Annotated in this window: 16 protein-coding genes; all 16 read left to right on the top strand. The window is 62.0% G+C overall.

Translation table 11 applies throughout. The features are described 5' to 3' along the window. Positions 1 to 15: 15 nt before the first annotated feature. The 16 genes from AB2L51_RS09890 (at position 16) to recN (ending at position 21,161) form a co-directional block, all read left to right on the top strand. Positions 16 to 2,070 (top strand): peptidoglycan D,D-transpeptidase FtsI family protein, encoded by a 2,055-nt coding sequence (locus AB2L51_RS09890; RefSeq protein ID WP_395582223.1) that lies wholly within the window; start codon positions 16 to 18, stop codon positions 2,068 to 2,070. Continuing rightward, positions 2,067 to 3,536, top strand: a complete 1,470-nt coding sequence (locus tag AB2L51_RS09885) for a UDP-N-acetylmuramoyl-L-alanyl-D-glutamate--2,6-diaminopimelate ligase (RefSeq protein ID WP_395582224.1) — start codon at positions 2,067 to 2,069, stop codon at positions 3,534 to 3,536. The genes AB2L51_RS09890 and AB2L51_RS09885 overlap by 4 nt, the downstream gene beginning before the upstream one ends. Next, on the top strand, positions 3,533 to 4,972 hold the full coding sequence (locus tag AB2L51_RS09880; RefSeq protein WP_395582225.1) for a UDP-N-acetylmuramoyl-tripeptide--D-alanyl-D-alanine ligase: 1,440 nt from the start codon (positions 3,533 to 3,535) through the stop codon (positions 4,970 to 4,972). The genes AB2L51_RS09885 and AB2L51_RS09880 overlap by 4 nt, the downstream gene beginning before the upstream one ends. Further along, positions 4,973 to 6,067, top strand: coding sequence for a phospho-N-acetylmuramoyl-pentapeptide-transferase (gene mraY, locus AB2L51_RS09875; protein WP_395582226.1), 1,095 nt, complete (start codon positions 4,973 to 4,975; stop codon positions 6,065 to 6,067). Continuing rightward, positions 6,064 to 7,479 (top strand): UDP-N-acetylmuramoyl-L-alanine--D-glutamate ligase, encoded by a 1,416-nt coding sequence (murD, locus tag AB2L51_RS09870; protein WP_395582227.1) that lies wholly within the window; start codon positions 6,064 to 6,066, stop codon positions 7,477 to 7,479. The genes mraY and murD overlap by 4 nt, the downstream gene beginning before the upstream one ends. Positions 7,480 to 7,486: 7 nt before the next feature. Continuing rightward, positions 7,487 to 8,650, top strand: coding sequence for an FtsW/RodA/SpoVE family cell cycle protein (locus tag AB2L51_RS09865; protein ID WP_395582228.1), 1,164 nt, complete (start codon positions 7,487 to 7,489; stop codon positions 8,648 to 8,650). Then, positions 8,647 to 9,792 (top strand): undecaprenyldiphospho-muramoylpentapeptide beta-N-acetylglucosaminyltransferase, encoded by a 1,146-nt coding sequence (murG, locus tag AB2L51_RS09860; protein ID WP_395582229.1) that lies wholly within the window; start codon positions 8,647 to 8,649, stop codon positions 9,790 to 9,792. The genes AB2L51_RS09865 and murG overlap by 4 nt, the downstream gene beginning before the upstream one ends. Beyond that, a complete protein-coding gene (gene murC / locus AB2L51_RS09855; protein WP_395582230.1) occupies positions 9,789 to 11,222 on the top strand; it encodes a UDP-N-acetylmuramate--L-alanine ligase in 1,434 nt (477 codons plus the stop codon). Before murG ends, murC begins: the two co-directional genes overlap by 4 nt. Next, complete coding sequence (gene murB / locus AB2L51_RS09850) at positions 11,219 to 12,169, top strand: UDP-N-acetylmuramate dehydrogenase (RefSeq protein ID WP_395582231.1); 951 nt, start codon at positions 11,219 to 11,221, stop codon at positions 12,167 to 12,169. Before murC ends, murB begins: the two co-directional genes overlap by 4 nt. Then, complete coding sequence (locus AB2L51_RS09845) at positions 12,166 to 13,104, top strand: D-alanine--D-alanine ligase (protein ID WP_395582232.1); 939 nt, start codon at positions 12,166 to 12,168, stop codon at positions 13,102 to 13,104. The genes murB and AB2L51_RS09845 overlap by 4 nt, the downstream gene beginning before the upstream one ends. Continuing rightward, positions 13,101 to 14,012, top strand: coding sequence for a cell division protein FtsQ/DivIB (locus tag AB2L51_RS09840; RefSeq protein ID WP_395582233.1), 912 nt, complete (start codon positions 13,101 to 13,103; stop codon positions 14,010 to 14,012). The genes AB2L51_RS09845 and AB2L51_RS09840 overlap by 4 nt, the downstream gene beginning before the upstream one ends. Beyond that, a complete protein-coding gene (ftsA, locus tag AB2L51_RS09835; RefSeq protein WP_395582234.1) occupies positions 14,005 to 15,441 on the top strand; it encodes a cell division protein FtsA in 1,437 nt (478 codons plus the stop codon). Before AB2L51_RS09840 ends, ftsA begins: the two co-directional genes overlap by 8 nt. Before the next feature lie 82 nt (positions 15,442 to 15,523). Then, positions 15,524 to 17,023 (top strand): cell division protein FtsZ, encoded by a 1,500-nt coding sequence (gene ftsZ, locus AB2L51_RS09830; protein WP_395582235.1) that lies wholly within the window; start codon positions 15,524 to 15,526, stop codon positions 17,021 to 17,023. 149 nt (positions 17,024 to 17,172) lie between these two features. Then, positions 17,173 to 18,153: a UDP-3-O-acyl-N-acetylglucosamine deacetylase gene (gene lpxC / locus AB2L51_RS09825; RefSeq protein ID WP_395582236.1), complete on the top strand. Its 981-nt coding sequence runs from the start codon at positions 17,173 to 17,175 to the stop codon at positions 18,151 to 18,153. A 97-nt stretch (positions 18,154 to 18,250) separates the two neighbouring features. Then, on the top strand, positions 18,251 to 19,261 hold the full coding sequence (locus tag AB2L51_RS09820; protein WP_395582237.1) for an outer membrane protein assembly factor BamD: 1,011 nt from the start codon (positions 18,251 to 18,253) through the stop codon (positions 19,259 to 19,261). Positions 19,262 to 19,439: 178 nt separating this feature from the next. Continuing rightward, the gene (gene recN, locus AB2L51_RS09815; RefSeq protein ID WP_395582238.1) at positions 19,440 to 21,161 is read left to right on the top strand and encodes a DNA repair protein RecN; all 1,722 of its coding nucleotides are present in this window, start codon (positions 19,440 to 19,442) and stop codon (positions 21,159 to 21,161) included. Positions 21,162 to 21,172 lie beyond the last annotated feature (11 nt).

The following is a 21,172-nucleotide window of genomic DNA, read 5'->3' as shown; positions in this document are numbered from 1 at the left end:
TCCTTCTGATACGATATGGTCGGCACCCCACGCCATGATTCCGAAACAACACGCACAATCGGTGTAACGGGGGATGACCTGCGCGCCCGCGCGCACAGGGAAACAATGCATGTGCGGCTGTTATGGGTGTCCGCCGGGTTTTGCGCGTTGTTTGCCTGCGTTGCCATCAAGCTGACAATAGCCACAGTACTGCACCCCATGGTGCCCGAGCAGCGCCAGATTGCACCACAGGTTCCCAAAATACCCAAAATCGACCCCAAGGGCAGTCTGGCGGGGGATTATGCTCTGCCGCAGGTCCACCGGGCCTCCATTGTGGACCGCAACGGGCAGACACTCGCCCTTTCCCTGCCGGTGGCGCAGGTTTACGCCAACCCACAGGAACTGATCGACCCGGTTGACGTTGCCCACAGGCTCAAATCTGTCCTGCATGACCTGAACGAACCAGAAACCGCCGAGCGTTTGGCCCGGCACAAGCAGTTCGTGTACATTGCGCGCAACATTACGCCCCAGCAGGAACTGGCTATTAACAATCTGGGTATTCCCGGCATTTATTTTGAACCGGGAGAACAGCGGCACTACCCGCTTGGCCACATGGCCGCCCAGATTATGGGGGCCGTGGATATTGATGATAACGGCATTGCCGGTGTGGAGCGCTTTTTTAACAAACGCCTGCTGGTGGACCGCAAGCCCCTGCGGCTCTCGCTGGATATTCGCGTGCAGTCCGCCGTGCGTGAAGAGGTCGCCGCCGCCAAGGATACATTCCAGGCCATTGGCGCATGCGGCATTGTCATGGATGTGCGCACGGGCGAAATTATCGCCATGGTCAGCCTGCCCGATTATGATGCCAACGAGTTTTCCCACGCCACAAACGACGAGCGGTTCAACCGCACCGTAACCGGGCTGTATGAACCGGGCTCCACCTTCAAGCTGCAAACCACCGCCATGGGGCTGGAGACTGGCACCATTCATATATGGGACAGTTTTTCCTCCATTCCGCTCAGGATCGGGCGCTTTACCATCCGGGACATGAAGAACGACCATTTTGCTCCGTGGTTGTCCCTGCCCGAGGTCATGGCCTATTCCTCCAACCCTGCGGCGGCGCATATCGCGCTGGATGTGGGCGGCAAGCGGCAGGCGGAATGGCTGCGTAACATGGGCTTTTTTGCCCCCGTGCCGGTGGAACTGCCCGAAGCCGCCCGCCCGCTGATACCCCGCCAGTGGGGCCTTGCCACAACCATGACCGTAGGGTTTGGCCACGGCGTGGCAGAACCTCCGCTGGCCATTGTGCGCGGCACGGCAGCCACGGTTAACGGTGGTATTCTGGTCACTCCCACCCTGCTGGCACAGGAAGACCCCGACCCTCCCGCACCAGACGCCCTTGCCACCCCCGCGGAAGAACTCCAGCAGGGCGTGCAGAGTGCTGCCCTGCGGCAGACAGTGCCCGCCCTGCCAACAGGTACCGGTGCCCCCATGCCTGAAGCCCCGGTTATTCCGCAGGGCGTGCGCGTTCTTTCCGAAAGCAATTCGGCCCTGCTGCGCAGGCTGCTCCGGCTGGACGTTACGCAGGGCACGGGGCGGACGGCTGAATCCCCGGGGTATTTTGTAGGCGGAAAAACCGGCACGGCAGAAAAAATCGGCCCGCATGGCGGCTACCTCAAACACGTCAACATTTCCGCCTTTACCAGTATTTTCCCCATGAACGCGCCGCGCTACGCCGTGTACGTCATGCTGGACAGCCCGCAGCCCACCCCCCAGACCCACGGCTGGACAACAGCAGGCTGGAACGCGGCTCCCACGGTCTCCCGCGTGATCTCACGCATTGGCCCCATGTTGCAGATTTTCCCCGATGTGGAGCACGCAGCCCAGATTGATGCCCAGTTGGCCATACCCATGCACCCGGCGGTGCCACGGGGCGTTCGCCCGCTCGGTCCGGGGAACGACCCCGGAGACCCGCGCAAGCTTGAGGCCGAACACCGCGCCACCCAGCAGGCAGAAAAACTGGCACGCACCACGGCTGCGCATACTCTGGCAATCCGCAAAAAAACAGCAGGGGAGAACATGGACGAATGAGCACACACCTCTCCATCCTGCTGCGCGCCCTTGACCTGAGCGCTACCGCCACCGACCCGCATGTGAGCGCCATTACGGCCGATAGCAGGCAGGCAGGTCCGGGCGTTGTGTTTGCAGCACTCCCCGGTACGAGGGTGGACGGGCGCACCTATATTGCAGCAGCAGTACAGCAGGGGGCAGCGGCCATACTGGCCCCAACCGGCACATCCTGGCCACAGGGTGTACCAGAGCGGCCATTTATCACCAGTCCCGACCCGCGCCACGTGCTGGCCCTTTGGGCTGCCATGCTGGCTGGCCCGCAGCCCGCACATCTGGTTGCCGTAACAGGCACAAACGGCAAAACCAGCACAACCGACTTCCTGCGCCAGATCTGGGCATTGCAGGGCCACAGGGCCGCAGGCATTGGCACATTGGGGCTGACCGGGGCCGAGGGTACGGGGGTTACCTTCCCCCCCCTGACAACACCGGACCCGGTCGCACTGGCCAACGGACTGGCCGCGCTGGAACGCGCAGGGGTGCATTACGCGGCACTGGAAGCATCATCCCACGGGCTGGAACAGGGGCGGCTGGATGGGCTGCACCTCCAGGCTGCCGGGTTTACCAACCTTACCCGTGACCACATGGATTACCACGGCACCATGGCGGCCTACCGCACGGCCAAATTACGGCTGTTTGATACCCTGCTCCCCCAGAAGGCCATTGCCGCCGCCAATGCGGACATGGATGCCACAACACTTGATGCACTGCACAGCATTGCCAAGACCCGTAACCTGCACCTGCGCCTGACCGGCACCAACGGTACGACCCTGCGCCTGCTGGACTGCCAGGCCGTACCCGCCGGGCAGGAACTGCGCATAAGCTGCAACGGGCTGGTTAAAACCGTCATGCTCCCTTTGCCCGGGCGTTTTCAGGTCGATAACGCCCTGCTGGCTCTGGCTCTGGCCGTGCAGGACGAGGCCGCCATACCCGCAGCACTGGACCTGCTGCCCGCTCTGGTCGGGGTACGCGGGCGCATGGAACGGGTCGCCATATTGCCCAATGGCGCCAGTGCGTATGTGGATTATGCCCACACACCAGATGCGCTGGCCCGCCTGCTATCCTCCCTGCGGCCACATGCGCAGGGTCGGCTGGTGGTGGTTTTTGGCGCAGGCGGAGACCGCGACAGGGGTAAACGCCCCCTTATGGCACAGGCTGCCGCACATGGCGCTGATATTGCCATAATCACAGATGATAACCCCCGCTCGGAAGACCCCGCGCAGATCCGTGCGGAGGTCCGCGCTGGCGCGCCCGATGCGCTGGAAATCGGGGATCGCAGGCAGGCCATAACAGAGGCCCTGTCCATGCTTGGAGCAAAGGATGTGCTGGTGGTGGCAGGTAAAGGCCATGAACAGGGGCAGATTATAGGCACAACCGTGCTACCGTTTGATGATGCCGCGGTTATTCGCACTGTCGTGGGGCAGCCATGACCGCCTTGTGGACCCGCCCGGAACTGGAACAGGCAACGGGTGGGCATTTTCTGCCTGCAGCAGGCCCTTCCGCCCCCACAGGCACACAGCCTGAAGCACCTGCCAGAAGCCTGACTGATCAGGCCATTACCGGCATTTCCATCGACACACGCACCCTTGCCCCCGGTGATCTGTTTATTGCCCTTAAGGGCGATGCCAGCGATGGCCACGCCCATGTTCAGGCTGCACTGGACAAGGGAGCAGCATGCGCCATGGTGCATGCCACAGACGGACTGGCCGACCCGCGTGTGCTGGTGGTGGCCGATACAATGGTGGGCCTGCAACAGCTTGCCCAAGCCGCGCGTGCGCGTTTTACCGGCAAGGTCGTGGCCGTAACCGGCAGCGTGGGCAAAACCACCACCAAGGACATGCTGCGCCTGTGCCTGAGCGCCAACGGCCCGACCCATGCAGCCGTGGCTTCCTATAACAACCACTGGGGCGTACCCCTGACCCTTGCCCGCCTGCCCCGAAATGCAGCCTTCTGCATTAGTGAAATCGGGATGAACCACCCCGGCGAGATCCTGCCCCTTGCCCGCATGGTTCGCCCCGATGTGGCGGTTATTACCACCATAGGCTCCGCCCATCTGGGCCATATGGGGAGCCTGGACGCCATTGCTGCGGAAAAAGCCTCCATCATCACCACCCTGCCAGCCCATGGCGTGGCAGTGGTGCCCGATGATGCGCACGGTACCTCTTTTTTTGTTCAGGCCGCACAACAGGCCCACGCAACCCTGTGGCGCACGGGTTCCTGCCCAGACAGCACCGCGCATATGGGCACTGTGCGCTCCGGGGCCGATGGCACACAGTTTACAGCCAGTATTGCAGGGGTGGAGGTAGCCGTGCATGTGCCAGCACCCGGCCTGCATCTGGCCCGCAACGCGCTGGCCGCACTGGCCGCCTGTGCAGCCCTTGGGGCGGACCTGCCCAAAGCGGCCACGGCACTGCAAGGTTTTGCGCCCGGCAAGGGCCGGGGAGCGCTCAGCCACATTGCGGGGGGTGCCATAACCCTGCTGGACGAGAGCTATAACGCCTCTTCCGCCTCCATCCGCGCGGCATTGGACGTACTGCACCACCTGCCTGCCACCCGCCGCATTGCCATTCTGGGCGATATGCGCGAACTGGGAACATTCTCTACGACTGAACACGCAGCCCTTGCTCCAGTCGCGGCTGCCTCGGCCGATCTTGTTTTCTGCTGCGGATCTTACATGAAAACCCTTTTCGACGCCCTGCCCCCCGCCAGACAGGGGGCATGGGCGGATAATGCCGCGGCCCTTGCTCCTCTGGCCTGCGCCGCCCTGCGCGGGGGAGATGCCGTGCTGGTCAAAGGTAGTCTGGGTAGTCGCATGCGCGATGTCATTGCAGCCCTTGAAACCCTTAACACCGTGGAGTCCACCTGAATGCTGTATCTACTGGTCTCTCACGCGGTGCATGACGGGCACATTACACTGCTCAACCTGCTGCGTTACATTTCCTTCCGGGCGGGCTGCGCCTTCATGACCGCACTGGGGATCAGCCTGCTTCTGGGCAGGCCGTTCATTACCATGCTGCGCCGCATCCAGCGTTACGGGCAGCCCATCCGCGCGGTTGGGCCTGAACGGCATCTGGTCGAAAAAGCCGGAACCCCCACAATGGGCGGCATGCTTATCCTGATCGCCCTCACGGTGGCCACCCTGCTCTGGGGTAATCTGGAAAACGGGTTTGTATGGGCCGTGCTGCTGACCACGCTGGGCTTTGGCCTGATTGGCTTTGCCGATGATTACCGCAAGCTGGCACGGCGCAATACGGATGGGCTTTCCAAACGGGCGCGCCTTGGCTCGGAATTTGCCATATCGCTCATATGTGGGGGATGGTTGCAGTATCTGATGCCGCCTGATCTGGCCAACCATCTGGCCTTCCCCTTTGCCAAGGAACTGCTGCTCCCCCTCGGCCTGCTCTACCCCGTGTTCGCCATGATCGTGATTACCGGCTTTGGCAATGCGGTCAATTTTACAGACGGGCTGGACGGGCTGGCCATTGGCCCCGTCGTGGTGGCGGCTCTGGTCTTTGCCATTCTGTCCTACGTTGTGGGCAACCATGTTTTTGCAGATTACCTTCAGGTCCATGCCGTGCCCGGCACGGGAGAACTGGCAGTATTCTGCGCAGCCCTTGTCGGGGCCGGGCTGGGCTTTTTGTGGTTTAACGCACCACCTGCCGCCGTATTCATGGGGGATACGGGCTCGCTCTCTCTGGGTGGAGCACTTGGCTCGCTGGCCGTTGCCATCAAGCACGAACTGGTGCTGTGCATTGTCGGCGGGCTGTTTGTGGTGGAAACACTCTCGGTCATCATTCAGGTATTCTGGTACAAGCGTACGGGCCGCCGCGTGTTTCTTATGGCGCCCATCCACCACCATTTTGAAAAAAAGGGCTGGGCTGAACCCAAGATTGTCATCCGGTTCTGGATTGTTTCCATCGTGCTGGGCATGTGTGGTCTGGCCACGCTGAAACTGCGATGAGCACCTTCCCTCCCACTGTGTTTGCCGTAAAACGTTTTGCCGTGCTGGGCCTTGGCCGCAATGGCCTGCCCGCCGTGCAGGCACTGGCCGCATGTGGCGCGCATGTTCAGGCATGGGATGACGGAGAGGCCGGACGCCACGGCCTGACACAGGCTCTGGCCCACATGCCCCCCGAACAGGCTGCCCGCATCACCTGCGCCCCGCTGGAGGATCTGGCGGGGTTTGACGCACTTGTTCTCTCTCCCGGTATTCCGCACCACCTGCCGCGCGTGCACCCGGTCGCCGCACTGGCCATTGCAGCGGGTGTGCCCATTCTGTCCGATGCGGAACTGCTTTATTGCGCGGTTCGCGCCGCAGGCAGCAAGGCGCGCTTTGCGGGCATTACCGGCACCAACGGCAAATCCACCACCACCACCCTGCTGGCCCATATTCTGGAACAGGCCGGTGTCCCGGTTGCAGCCGGTGGCAACCTTGGCCCCGCAGCGCTGGCCCTGCCCCTGCTACCCGATAACGGCGTGTATGTGCTGGAAATGTCGTCCTACATGCTGGAGCGGCTGGACACCCTGCATTTTGACGCCGCCTGCCTGCTCAACCTGACCCCGGACCATCTGGACCGTCACGCAGGCATGGCCGGGTATGCACAGGCCAAGCAGCGTGTGTTCGCGGGCCAGACAACGCACGATATTGCTGTTATTGGCATTGATGATGCTGAATGCACCCGCATTGCCGGGCGTCTGGCCCAGTCGGCCACACCCTGCATAACCGTGTCGGGCACCAACCCTGCCGCCAGCTATTACGGCCGGAATGGCGTGGTCTGGCACAACAGCGTGGTACTGGCCACACTGCCCCCTGCCCTGCCGGGTGCCCATAATGCCCAGAATGCGGCTGCCGCACTGGCCATGGCCCGCTTTCTGGGCGTTACGGATACCGTGGCAGCGCAGGCCATTGCTTCCTTCCCCGGTCTGCCGCACCGGCAGAAACTGGTTGAAACCTGCAACAACATTGCCTTCATTGACGATAGCAAGGCCACCAATGCCGATGCTTCCTCCCGCGCATTGGGGTGCTATGACCAGCTGGTATGGATCGCAGGGGGGATGGCCAAGGAAGGCGGGATAGAAAGCCTGAGCCCATATTTTGGCCGTATCACGCATGCCTTCCTTATCGGGCGGGATGCAGCAGAGCTGGCGGCAACCCTTGCGCGCCACAACGTGCCCCATACCGTGGTGGAGACACTGGAAAAAGCAGTCCCTCAGGCCTACAGTCTTGCACAGCAGACCCATACGCCCGTTATCCTGCTCTCACCCGCCTGTGCGAGCTTTGACCAGTATGCCGGGTTTGAGGCTCGCGGGCAGCATTTTCAGGCATTGGCCCATGCTGTGCGTACGCAGCAGATGAGCAAGACGGGGCAGTAGGACAAGCATGGCCGGTTATTCCCGCATTGATGATTCGCCCTTGGGCCGCTGGTGGCGGAATGTGGACCGGACAACGCTGGTCTGCACCTTCATTCTTATCGGCTTTGGCTACATTCTCATGCTTGCAGCCAGCCCGGCGGTTGCGGTGCGCATTGGTGCGTCGCGCAACATGTTCATTTTCAAGCAGGTCATGTTCCTGAGCGTGGCGGGGGTTATTGTCACCGGAGTTTCCATGCTCTCGCGCAAGACGGTGCTGCGGCTCTCCCTGATCGGGGGGGCGCTCATGCTGGGTGCGACCATGCTGACACTGGTCCACGGGATCGAGATCAAGGGCGCGCGGCGCTGGATTGCGCTGCCGTTCATGTCCCTCCAGCCATCCGAGTTTCTCAAACCCTGCTTTGCCGTGGTCACGGGATGGCTGCTGACCCAGCGCCGTATTTCGCGCTATTTTCCGGGGATGCTCATCGCATTCGGGCTGTATGGGCTTATTCTGCTGCTGCTTAAATCCCAGCCCGATATTGGCATGCTGACGGTTATTACCGCCGTTTTTCTGGTCCAGTTATTTGTGGACGGGCTGAACCTGATTTTTGTGGGTTTTGGTTTTGCCTGCATGATTGCCGCAGGCATTGCCGCGTTTTTTATCTTCCCGCACGTGCGCTCGCGCGTGGAGCGGTTCATGCACCCCAATGTGGGCGACCATTACCAGATTGATACGGCCCTGCGCGCCTTTGGCAATGGCGGGCTTATGGGCCGCGGACCGGGTGAAGGCCGGGTAAAGGACCTGCTGCCCGACGCCCATGCGGACTTTGTGTTTGCCGTGGCGGGGGAAGAATACGGGCTTGTGATCTGCCTGCTGATCATTTGCGTTTTTGCCGCTATTGTGGTGCGGACCCTGCTGCGCCTGATCCGCGAGGATGACCCGTTTGTGGTGATCGCCACCACCGGGCTGCTGACGGGTTTTGGCCTTCAGGCGTTTGTTAACATGGCTTCCACCTTGCATCTTATTCCTACCAAGGGCATGACGCTGCCATTCATTTCCTATGGGGGGTCTTCGGCCATGTCTGTTGCTCTGGCTATTGGCATGGTGCTGGCCCTGACCCGGCAGCAACCGGGGGGCCTGCGCTCGGGCAATGGCTTCATCTCCACTCTCAGACAATGGCGCTCAGCATGAAGCCACAGACTATTGTGATTGCGGCCGGGGGCACTGGCGGCCATTTTTTCCCCGCCGAGGCACTGGCCGACGCACTGGTTGCCCGTGGCCACCACATTGTACTGATGACCGATGCCCGCGCGGGCAAACGCATCAGCGGTGTTTTTGCCAACGCACCGCAGTTTGTTCTGCGTGGTGCGGGTGTGGCCGGGCGCGGCCCCATACGCGCCCTGCGCGCAGGGGTGACACTGCTGGCCAGCGCATGGAAGGCACGGGGCATCCTGCACACCCTTCAGCCTGACGCGGTCATCGGTTTTGGCGGCTACCCCTCCATTCCGCCCCTGCTGGGCGCGCGGCTGCTGGGCCGCAGGCACCCGACGCTGATCATTCATGAAGGCAATGCCGTTCTGGGCAAGGCCAATGCCGTGCTCTCCCGCTTTGCTGACGTGATTGCCACCTCCTTCCCCACCGTAGCCAAGCTGCCCATGGGGGCCCGAACGGTGCTGACCGGCATGCCCGTACGCCCCGGCATTGCCGCGCTGGCGGGGGAAGCATGGCCCACCCCGAACGGGACGATCAACCTGCTGGTCTGGGGTGGCTCTCTGGGGGCGCGCATTTTTTCGCAGGTGGTGCCCGCAGCCATTGGCCGCCTGCCAGCCGCCCTGCGCGCACGCATCCACATTACCCAGCAGGCCCGCGCGGATGATGTGGACACCGTGCGCAAAGCCTATGCCGCTATTGGCGTGCAGGCCCGTGTGGAACCGTTTTTGAACGATGTACCCGACATCCTGCGCGCAGCCCATCTGGTTATCGGGCGGGCGGGGGGCTCCTCGGTGGCGGAAATTACCACCGCAGGCCGCCCTGCGCTCATGGTCCCCCTGCCTATTGCCGCCTCCGACGAGCAGACCGAAAACGCCCGCGCCATAACGGACGTGGGCGCAGGCTGGATGATCCGCCAGCCCGACTTTACCGCACAAACACTGGCAGCCCGCCTGCAAGACCTTTTCACCGCCCCGGACGACCTGGCCCGCGCAGCCGCTGCCGCCGCCACGCTGGCCCGCCCGGACGCCGCCCTCCGTCTGGCTGATATAGTAGAAGAATGCCTCCAACTTTCTCCTTCACCCGCCCATCCGCCCTCACACGAGACGGAGACACGCACATGAGAGCCCTGCCCCTTTCCATCGGAACCATCCATTTTGTCGGCATTGGCGGCATTGGCATGTCCGGCATTGCAGAGGTTCTGTGCCTGCTGGGCTACTCCGTACAGGGCTCGGATATAGCGGAAAACGCCAATGTCAAACGCCTGCGGGCTGCGGGTATTCCGGTCACGATCGGGCATGACGCCGCCAATCTGGGCAAGGCGCAGGTTGTCGTCATTTCCACTGCGGTCAAGCGTGACAACCCCGAAGTTGTCGCCGCCCGCGCCAAGCTGATCCCTGTTGTCCGCCGGGCGGAAATGCTGGCCGAACTCATGCGCCTGCGCTGGTCCGTGGCCATTGGCGGCACACATGGCAAAACCACCACCACCAGCCTTGTAGCTGCCGTGCTGGAAGCCGCCAAGCTGGACCCCACCGTCATCAACGGCGGGATTATCGAGGCGTACGGCACCAATACCCGCATGGGTAAGGGCGACTGGATGGTAGTGGAAGCGGATGAGAGCGATGGCTCGTTCCTGCGCCTGCCCTCCGTTATTTCGGTCGTCACCAACATGGACCCCGAGCATCTGGACCACTGGGGCTCTGCCGAGGCCATGGAGGCGGCGTATGACCAGTTTGTCTCCAACGTGCCGTTCTATGGTTTTGCGGTGCTGTGCATAGACCACCCTGCCGTGCAGCAGATGATCCCGCGCCTGTCTGACCACCGGATTGTCACCTATGGCTTTTCCCCACAGGCGGATGTGCGGGCCGAAAAGGTGATTACCGACAAGCTGGGTGCTACGTTTGAAGTCACGCTGACAGACCGCGTTACCCGCCGCACCCGCAAGGCCGGGCCTTTCCGCCTGCCCATGCTAGGCGCGCATAATGTGCAGAATTCCCTTGCCGCCATTGCCGTCGCGACCGAAATGGACATCAGTGATGATGTGATCCGTTCCGGGCTGGCCAGCTTCCGTGGGGTCAAGCGCCGCTTTACCCGTACGGGGGAAGCCGGTGGCATTACCGTAATTGATGATTACGGGCACCACCCGGTAGAAATTGCCGCCGTGCTCAAGGCCGCCCGTCAGGCCGGAGCCAGCCGGGTTATTGCGGTCATGCAGCCGCACCGCTACTCCCGCCTGAAAACCCTGTTTGCAGATTTCTGCACCTGCATGAACGACGCCGACACGGTTATTGTCTCCGACGTGTACGCAGCAGGCGAAGACCCCCTGCCCGATGCCAGCCGCGACAGGCTGATAGAAGGGCTGCGCGAACGCGGGCACCGCTCCGTTGTCCCGCTTTCCAGCCCCGAGCATCTGGCGGAAATGATCAACGCCATTGCCAAACCGGGGGACTATGTTGTGTGCCTGGGTGCAGGCACCATCACCAACTGGGCGCAGGCCCTGCCCGCCCAGCTTGCCGCCTTGCAGGCTGAACAGAAAGGTGGAAGTGCGGCATGAACACCACGCCCGCAACCACGCTGGACGATATGGTCCGCCACGCTTTTGTCGGCACGCGCGGGCGCGTTACCGCGCAGGCCCCGCTGGGGGCGCGTACGTGGTTCCGCGTTGGTGGTCCGGCGGAATGGCTGTTCCAGCCTAGGGATGCGGAGGATCTGGCAGGCATGCTCCAGCGTCTTTCCCCCGAACTGCCCGTGATTGCCCTTGGAGCCTGCTCCAACGTGATTATCCGCGATGGCGGGCTGGACGGCATTGTGGTGCGCATGGCCCGTGGCTTTGCCGATATTGCTGTGGAAGCGGACGGGCTTGTGGTGGGCAGCGCCTGTCTGGATGCCACAGTAGCCGAACACGCGGCACAGGCCGGGCTTGCGGGGCTGGAGTTTCTGGCCGGTATTCCCGGCTCCATTGGTGGGGCCGTGCGCATGAACGCCGGAGCCTATGGCGCGGATATTGCCAGCGTGCTGGACTGGGCGGAAATCGTGACCCGTGATGGCAATATGGTCCGCCTTGGCAACGCCGCCCTGCGCTTTGGCTACCGCCGTTCCGGCCTGCCCGAAGGGGCCATGGTGGTGCGCGCGCGCCTGCGCGGCATGCCTGCCAGCCCGGCGGACATAGCCGCACGCATTGGCGATATCCGCACAGCACGCGAGCAATCCCAGCCTGTGCGCGCACGCACGGGTGGCTCCACCTTCCGCAACCCTGAACCCGAGGTTTCCACCCGCAAGGCGTGGGAACTGATTGATCAGGCTGGCTGCCGTGGCCTGCGCCAGGGCGATGCCCAGGTCAGCGAAAAACACTGTAACTTCCTGATCAACCTCGGCAATGCCACCGCCCATGACCTCGAAACACTGGGGGATGCGGTGCGTCAGCGCGTTGCCCGGCACTCGGGCGTGCAACTGCAGTGGGAAATCAAACGTCTTGGCCGCACACAGGGAGCCCGCGCATGAGCACCTCCAAACGGATTACCGTACTTATGGGCGGCATATCGTCCGAGCGGACGGTCAGCCTGTCTTCCGGGCAGGGCGTGGTCGAGGCCCTGCGCAGTCTGGGCCATACGGTCAGCACGCTTGATGCCGGGGCCGATCTGGGCGCACTGGTTGCCGAACTGGGCGCTCAAAAACCCGATGTTGTGTTTAACGCACTCCACGGCCGCTTTGGTGAGGATGGCTGTATTCAGGGCATTCTGGACTGGATGGGCCTTGCCTATACACATTCTGGCGTGCGGGCGTCCGCCACAGCCATGAACAAGGCCGCCGCCCGCGCCGCTTTTATTTCCGCTGGCCTGCCCGTGGCCGAAGGCCGGGTCATTGACATTGCCGAACTTGCCGAGGGCGACCCCCTGCCCGCCCCCTACGTGGTCAAACCCGTCAGCGAAGGCTCGTCCGTTGGCGTCTCCATCGTGCGGCGCGGCGCCAATGTGCGCGAACGCATTGTGCGGGAGTGGACATTTGGCCCGCATGCGCTGGTAGAGGAATTTATTCCCGGGCGCGAAATTACCGTGGGTGTGATGGGCGAACGCGCCCTGACCATAACAGACATTACCCCCACGGGCAGCGGCCACGATTTTTACGATTACGACGCCAAATACAGCACCGGCGGCTCGCGGCATGAACTGCCCGCCCGCATTGCCCCCGATGTTGCCCAGCGCGCGCTGGACGTGGCGGTGGCCGCCCATAAAACACTGGGATGCGCCGGAGCATCCCGCTCGGATTTCCGGCTGGATGATGCAGACCCGGCCAACCCGCGCCTGATCCTGCTGGAAGTCAACACCCAGCCGGGCATGACCGCAACATCGCTCCTGCCCGAGCAGGCCGCCTATTGCGGCATTAGCTTCCCCGCCTTGTGCCACTGGCTTGTTGAGCAGGCTACCTGCCGCCAATGAAGCGACCCGCCAGCCGCCCCTCCCGCACGGGATTATTCCTCAAGCGCCAAAAACGCCTGCTGCGGTCCGTTATCGGACTTATACTGCTGGCGGGGGCGGGGGCTGCGGTTTATCTGGCGGTGCCTCTTCCGGCCCTGCAAAACCAGATTGCCCCCTTGCGCGACAAATTACTGGGCACCTCCGCCCTGCGCGTAACCAGTATCCGGGTTGAAGGGGCCAGCCTGACCAGTGATGCGGCCATCCACGCGGCCCTGAACATTGCCGTGGGTGACCCGGTTCTCAACTTCAACGTCACCCGCGCGCGTGAGAACCTGACCGCCCTGCCGTTTATTGACCATGTGAGCGTTGAGCGCCACCTGTCTGGCGAGATTGACGTGCACATTGCCGAGCGCCCGCCTTATGCGGTGTGGCAGCATCAGGGCCATTTTATCCTGATCGACCGGCAGGGGCAGAAAGTGCCGGATCAGGGCGCGAACGACAAGGACGCCACCGCCTTTGCCAAACTGCCACTGGTTGTCGGTGACGGCGCGAACGAGAACGCCGCCGCCCTGATAGACGTGCTGGCACTGGAACCGGACGTAAAATCCCACGTAACGGCCGCTGTACGTGTAAGCGACCGCCGCTGGAACCTGAGCCTGAAAGATGGCGCAACCGTGCTCCTGCCCGAAGGGGAGGAAGCCCCGGCCATTCACCGGCTGGCCAGGATTAACGCCACAACACAGCTGCTTGACCGCCCCGTCGAGCTGATTGACATGCGCCTGCCCGACCGGCTGACCATAAGGGAACGCCCCCCCGAACCGCCAGCCTCCCCCCCTGCGCAGGCAGGGGATGGCATAAAAGGCAGCCCACACACACCCCACCATACCCAGCCCCCCAAACCCGCCACGGAGGAAAGCCGAGATGAATGACACCGCGCACTCCCCTGCTTCCCCCGCACTGAATCTGTCGGACCGGCTGCACAAAAAGCGGAGCCATTCCTCAGCCTCTCCCACACTGCGCATGAGCGGGGGGGAGACACCTCTTCCGCTCCCGCCCAGTGAGCGCAACAAACGCCCGCACACATGGCGCAACGGCTACAGTGCGGTGCTGGATATTGGCTCGACCAAAATTACCTGCCTTATCGGCAAGGGGGAACCCAACGGCATGCTGCGCGTGGCAGGCTTTGGCTGGCGTCGCTCCGCTGGTGTGCGCAATGGCGCCATTACCGAGCTGCAGGAGGCCGAAGCCGCCATACGTGCAACCGTGGCGCAGGCCGAAAACATGGCCGAGCGCACCATAGACAAGGTGGTGGTCAACCTGTCCTGCGGGCATCCGGCCAGCCGTCTGTTCAATGTGCGCTGGCCCATTGGCGGGCGGGTCGTGACCGAGGCGGACATCCGCCGCGTGGTGACCGAAGGGCGTGTGCAGGCCACCGTGCAGGGGCGCGATGTCATTCACACCCTGCCCATAGATTTTACGGTGGATGATACCGAGGGCGTGTCCGACCCACGGGGGCATCTGTGCGAAACGCTCAAGGCGCGCCTGCATATTATTGATGCCGCCACCACCGCCCTGCTGAACCTTGAAACCGTACTGAGCCGTGCCGAACTGCGCATGGAGGCACTTGTGTCCTCCCCGCTGGCATCCGGCCTGTCCGTACTGGACAGGGATGAACGCGACCTTGGCACAACGGTTGTGGACATGGGTGGGGGCACCACATCCTTTGCCGTCTTTGGCGAGGGCCAGATCCTGCACACCGCCCAGATCGGGGTCGGTGGGCTGCATGTAACGCGTGACATAGCCCGCGGCCTTGGCACATCACTCGACAATGCCGAGCGGCTGAAAACCGTGTATGGTAGCGCGGACCTCTCCTCCGACGTGGAGGACGAAATCCTGACCGTGGAACTGCTGGGCAATGATGTGCCCCATTTTGAGCAGATCTCCCGCGCCCAGCTTGGCCGCATCATCCGCCCCCGCATGGAGGAAACACTGGAACTGGTGCGCGAAAAACTGGACGGCGCGGGCCTTGGCATGGCCGCCAGTGGTCGTATCGTACTGACCGGGGGCGGCTCCCTGCTGGATGGAATCCGCCCGCTGGCCGAGCGTATTCTGGGGGTGCCTGTCAGTGTTGGCCGTCATTCCGGCCCCGGTTTTAACCGCTCGGTCCGTCTGGGCAGGCCCAAGAATATTGCCGGTCTGCCAGAAGATACGGCAGCCGCGGCAGGCTTCGCCACGGCTGCGGGCCTGCTGTTCTGGGCCGCCAGCGCGGAGCGTCCGTTCAGCGATGTGGAATTCCGCGAAGCCGCGCCAACTGGTTTTTTAAAAAAACTGGTTGCTTTTATTCGTGAGAGGGTTTGATTTGCCCTACGAAAAGTTGGTAAACTATTTGCAATCTTATCTGCAACACCCCTGTTAACCCGCCGCAGTCCGGGAGAGACACATGACACTCAACCTAACCGTTCCACCCCAGACTCATGCCGATTTTTCGCCCAGAATAACCGTTATAGGTGTTGGCGGCGGGGGGACGAACGCGGTTGACAACATGATTGCCTCCAACCTGCAGGGTGTGGAGTTTGTTGTAGCCAACACCGATGCGCAGAGTCTGGCCAAAAGTCTGGCCGACAGCCGCATCCAGCTTGGCCCGCATCTGACCCACGGCCTTGGCGCAGGCGCCAAGCCCGAAGTGGGCCGGGCCGCAGCGGAAGAAGCGGCGGACGAAATTGCCCGCTACCTGGACGGCGCACATATGGTGTTCATCACCACCGGCATGGGTGGGGGTACGGGTACGGGTGCGGCTCCGGTTATTGCCCGCATGGCGCGTGAGCGGAACATTCTGACCATTGGCGTGGTCAGCAAGCCCTTTGCTTACGAAGGCAAGCGCCGCGCACGTGTGGCGGATGAAGGTATTCTGGAACTTCAGCAGTATGTTGATACGCTGATTGTCATCCCCAACCAGAATCTCTTCCGCATTGCCAACGAACGCACCACCCTGCGTGAAGCCTACAAGCTGGCTGACGAAGTTTTGAACATGGGTGTGCGCGGCGTGACCGACCTGATGATGGAACGCGGTTACGTCAACCTCGACTTTGCCGACATCCGCAGCGTTATGGCGGAAATGGGCAAGGCCATGATGGGCACAGGCGAAGCCGAAGGTGAAAACCGTGCAGTGGAAGCCGCCGAAGCCGCCATTTCCAACCCTCTGCTGGAAGACACCTGCATGGCCACCGCCAAGGGTCTGCTGGTCAATGTTACCGGTGGTGAAGACATGACCTTCTTTGAAGCGGAAGAAGCCTTCAACCGCATCTGCCGCGAAGTGCCTGAAGACGCCAACATGATCTTTGGCACGGTTATTGAAGAAAAAATGAGTGGCCGGATACGCGTATCCGTTGTTGCCACCGGCATAGATGTCCCGCCCAACGGGACCGAACGCGCGCATCTGATGGCCGTGGAAACCGAAGCCCAGCCAGAACAGGCCTACGCAGCCCCTGCGGCACAACAGCCCAGCGCCCCCCCGCCCGTACAGCCGCAGGCACCCATGGCCGAACAGAGCGCTCCCTTACAGCAGCAGGCCTATGCGCCTCAGCCCGGCCATGCCGCCCCCCCGGCACACATGGTTCCCGGTCAGGTTGCCGCTGCTGCACAACAGCCCCGCCAGCCTGCACCGGCCCCGGCGCCCGCGCCTGCACCTGCACCTGCGGCATCCAAACATGCCAATCTGTTCAGCGAACCGCCGCGTCCCTCGGCCTACCCTGTGCAGGACCCGAATGCGCGCAGCCTGTTTGGCCGCGTGACCGGCGCATTCCGCCGCGCCGCCACGCCAGAAACGCGGGATGAGCCTGTAGCGCAGTCTCACCCCACCATCAGTCAGGCCGAACAGGGTGCGCCACGTCATGGTGAAGGCGATAACGGGCTGGAAATCCCCACCTTTCTGCGCCGCTAACCCATATGCGCCATCCCCTGCCCGGCACTGGCGCGCCACATGGCGGGGGATGAAACAGATGGCAATAATCATTGACTCGCATCTGCTCCCGACAGGCCCTAGCGTTGGTGTAACGTAACTTTCCACACCAGTACGGGGCGGTCGGGATCATGGATAATCTGTCTGGGGAGCTTACCCCATGTTCCAAATCTGTGGAGTTCCTCCCCACCACCATGCGACAGATGCGCCAAAAAACCGCACCGGCCCAGCATACGCTGCATCAAGCCATTTCTGCTGTGGGCATTGGCCTGCATACGGGTCGCTCCATTAACCTGACCCTTGCCCCCGCCCCCGCAGGGCATGGCATTGTTTTCCAGCGGACCGATCTGCCGCAGGCAGCCCCTCTGCCCGCACGCTATGACTATGTGGTGGAAACACATCTGAGTACCGTTCTGGGCGAAAAAGCACGCCCCGAAAACCGGGTTGCAACCGTTGAACATCTGATGGCCGCCCTTTGCGGATGCGCCATAGACAACGCGCTTGTTCTGGTCGATGGACCGGAAACCCCGGTGTTTGATGGCTCCGCCACGGATTTTGTCTTTCTGCTCGACTGCGCCGGACGCAAGACACAGGATCTGCCACGCAAGGTGGTGCAGGTGCTCGAGCCTGTTCGGGTAGAGCACCAGAATGCTTGGGTGGAACTGCTCCCCCACAGCAGCCCAAACCCGCATCTGTCCATGAGCATTGACTTTCCCGCCCGCGCCATTGGCGCACAAAGCTATGCTCTGGACCTGACCCCGACCTCCTTCCGCAACGAACTCGCACGCAACCGCACCTTTGCCATGCGGCAGGAAATTGAAGCCCTGCATCAGGCCGGGCTGGCATTGGGTGGGTCTTTGGATAACGCCATTGTCGTGGATAATGACGTTGTGCTTAACCCGGCGGGCCTGCGCTGCCCGGATGAGTTCATCCGCCACAAGATCATGGATGCGGTGGGGGATCTGTATCTGGCGGGCTGCGTGCTCAACGCCAGCTTCCGGGGTAACCGCTCGGGCCACACGCTCAACAACATGCTGCTCAAAACCCTGTTCGCCCAGAGCACTGCATGGCAGGACACCACAGACCTGCAATCCACTTCTGCTGCGGCCTGACCAGCTTTTTATACGGCACTTTCAATAATCGGCGTTTCTTTGCTTTTCTTGACCCGCTGACATGCTATAAGATTTTGTCTCGATCTGAAGAGCCGGTATGTTTGATATTTTTATAAAAACACAGTCAGTCCGTCGTCATCTGCCGTTCGTGCTCTCAGCTCTGATGCTGACCGGGCTTACGGGATGCAGTCTTTTGACCGGCAGCAAAAAAGGGCCAATCACGCCCAAAATTGCACCACCGGAGACGCTCTATAACAACGGCATTGATGCCCTGCGCACGCGCCGCTACGCACTGGCTGCCGCCGAGTTTGAAACACTCCAGCAGAACTACCCCTATTCGGGCTACATCCCCAATTCGCAGCTGATGGAAGGGTATTCCTACTACCTTAAAGGGAAATACCCCGAAGCCGTGCAGCAGTTGAACCGCTTTATCAGCCTGCACCCCACCAGCACCGATTCCGCCTATGCCTATTACCTGCGCTCGCTCTGCTTTTACGAGCAGATAGCAGACGTACAGCGTGACCAGCAGGGCACGGCGGAAGCCATGGACGCGCTGGAAGAAGTGGTTACCCGCTTCCCCCAGAGCAAATACGCCCGCGACGCCCAGCTTAAAATCGACCTGTGCCGTGACCATCTGGCCGGTAAGGAAATGCTGGTTGGCCGTTATTACCAGCGCGAACGCAATTATGAAGGTGCGATCAACCGCTACCAGCGCGTTGTGCAGGATTTCCAGACCACCAACCATGTGCCCGAAGCACTCGAACGTATGGTGGAAGTGTATCTGGACCTTGGGTTAACCGATCAGGCGCGCAAATCCGCCATTGTTCTGGGTTACAATTACCCTAGCAGCCAGTGGTACCACTACGCTTACAGTAAACTGAAGAGCTACCACCTGCTCGACGGCAAACTGCCTCCTCCGGGTACCGCTGTAACCACCCCGGCCAAACCGGACCTGCTCAAAGCACAGGCATCGGATACGCGGGATGAGCGTATAGGTGCCCCGGCAGCCATGCAGCAGCCTGCCGCTACCACTCCGGCTACGGGTTCCTCGACCCCTGTGACCAACACGCAACCGGCCCCGGCTCCTGCGGCGACCGCTAAGAAGTAATACGGCTTTTTCACTTTCACTCTTGAATTAAGAACACAACAGGAACATACAGGACTCGCCTTTCCTGCTCACAGCAAGGGTATGCCTGTTCAGGCTCAGGTGGGAGCAGGCGCATTTGTTTAGTCTGCTCCGCAGACTCCAGTCATTTCAGGTGTGAACCTAAAAGCCGGATGTCGCCATGCTGACCCATCTTTCCATCAGAGACGTTGTGCTGATCGAGGCTCTGGACCTTGCTCTCCACCCCGGTTTTACCGCCTTAACGGGGGAGACCGGGGCAGGCAAATCCATCCTGCTGGATAGTCTGGGCCTTGCCATGGGCGAGCGCGCCAATGCGGGCCTTGTTCGCGCCGGCGCGGAGGAAGCCCGCGTAACCGCCTGTTTTGAAACTCCGGCAAGCCATACGGTTTATACCCAGCTGGAAGAACAGGGTATTCCCGCCGACAAAGGTGAACCCCTTGTGCTGCGCCGGGTCATCTCGCGCGAGGGGCGGTCACGCGCATGGATCAACGACCAGCCCGTGGGCCTGACGCTGCTGCGCAGGATTGCTTCCGCTCTTATCGAAATTCAGGGCCAGCACGAGCAGATGGGGCTGGCGGATGCCTCCACCCATCGCGGTCTGCTGGATGCTTACGGCATCAAACCCTCCCTTCTTAAAAAAGTCGCACAGGCCTTTACCCATTGGCAGGACCTGAGCCAGAGCCTGGCCAGCGCGCAACAGGCACTGGAAGACGCAGCCCGCGAGGAAGAATGGCTGCGCCATACGGTGAGCGAACTCTCCACTCTGGCTCCCCAGCCGGGGGAGGAAAGCCAGTTGGCGCAGCAACGCCATGCGCTCCAGCAGGCCGAACGCCGGGGCGAGGCCGTGGCAGCTGCCCTGTCCGAGCTAACCCCGCGTGACCGCCGCTCCACCGGGCCAGCCGCCGCCCTGCGCGCTGCCAACCGCGCCCTTTTGCGTCTGGTCCCTTCCACCACCCCGGACAACACACCGCCTGAAACCGATGGGCTGGCAGGCCGTATCGCCGAAGCCCTGAGTGCGCTGGAAAGCGCAGAAAACGCTCTGGCCGAAGCCGAAAGCCTGCTCTCCCGCCTTATGGCTGATACAGAAGCCAACCCGCGGGAACTGGAAGAGACGGAAGAAAGGCTGTTCGCCCTGCGCACCGTTGCGCGCAAGCACAATGTGCCGGTGGATGAGCTGGCAGCTTTACTGGCGCAACTGACTGCGCGCATCCATGCACTGGACAATGGCGCGACCGAGCTGGAGGGCCTGCGCAAAGCCACGGAAGACGCCCGCCTTGCCTATATGGAGGCCGCACGCGCCCTGACCGATGCCCGCGCCCTTGCCGCCAAAAAAATGGAGCAGGCCGTAACGGCCGAACTCAAACCCATTAAACTGGAAAAAGCCCGTTTTCTGGCCGAATTGCAACCTCTCCCCCCCGAGCAGTGGAGCCGCTACGGCATGGAGCAGGTAACATTTCTTATCGCCGCCAACCCCGGCCAGCCCCCCGGCCCCATTGCCAAGGTGGCATCGGGGGGTGAACTGTCCCGCCTGATGCTGGCGCTCAAGCTGGTTCTGGCCGGGCAGTCAGGCATTGGCACGCTCATTTTTGATGAAATTGACGCAGGTGTAGGCGGTGCAACCGCTGCCGCCATTGGCGAGCGCCTGCACCGTCTGGCACTGAATGTGCAGGTATTGGCTGTTACCCACAGCCCGCAGGTTGCCGCCAGTGCCGATGCGCATTTACGAATTGGCAAACAGACCCGTAACGGACAAACCGCAACCCACGCCATAGCTCTGGCAGAAACCGAACGCAGGGAAGAAATCGCACGCATGCTGGCAGGAGATACCATTACCGATGCAGCCCGCGCTGCCGCCGCCAGCCTGCTGGACCCCAGAAAATGACAACGAACACC

This window comes from Acetobacter fabarum (assembly GCF_040702925.2).
Taxonomy (GTDB): domain Bacteria; phylum Pseudomonadota; class Alphaproteobacteria; order Acetobacterales; family Acetobacteraceae; genus Acetobacter; species Acetobacter fabarum_B.
Note: the sequence above shows the minus strand (reverse complement) of the source record. Positions and strands in the feature narration are given on the sequence as shown.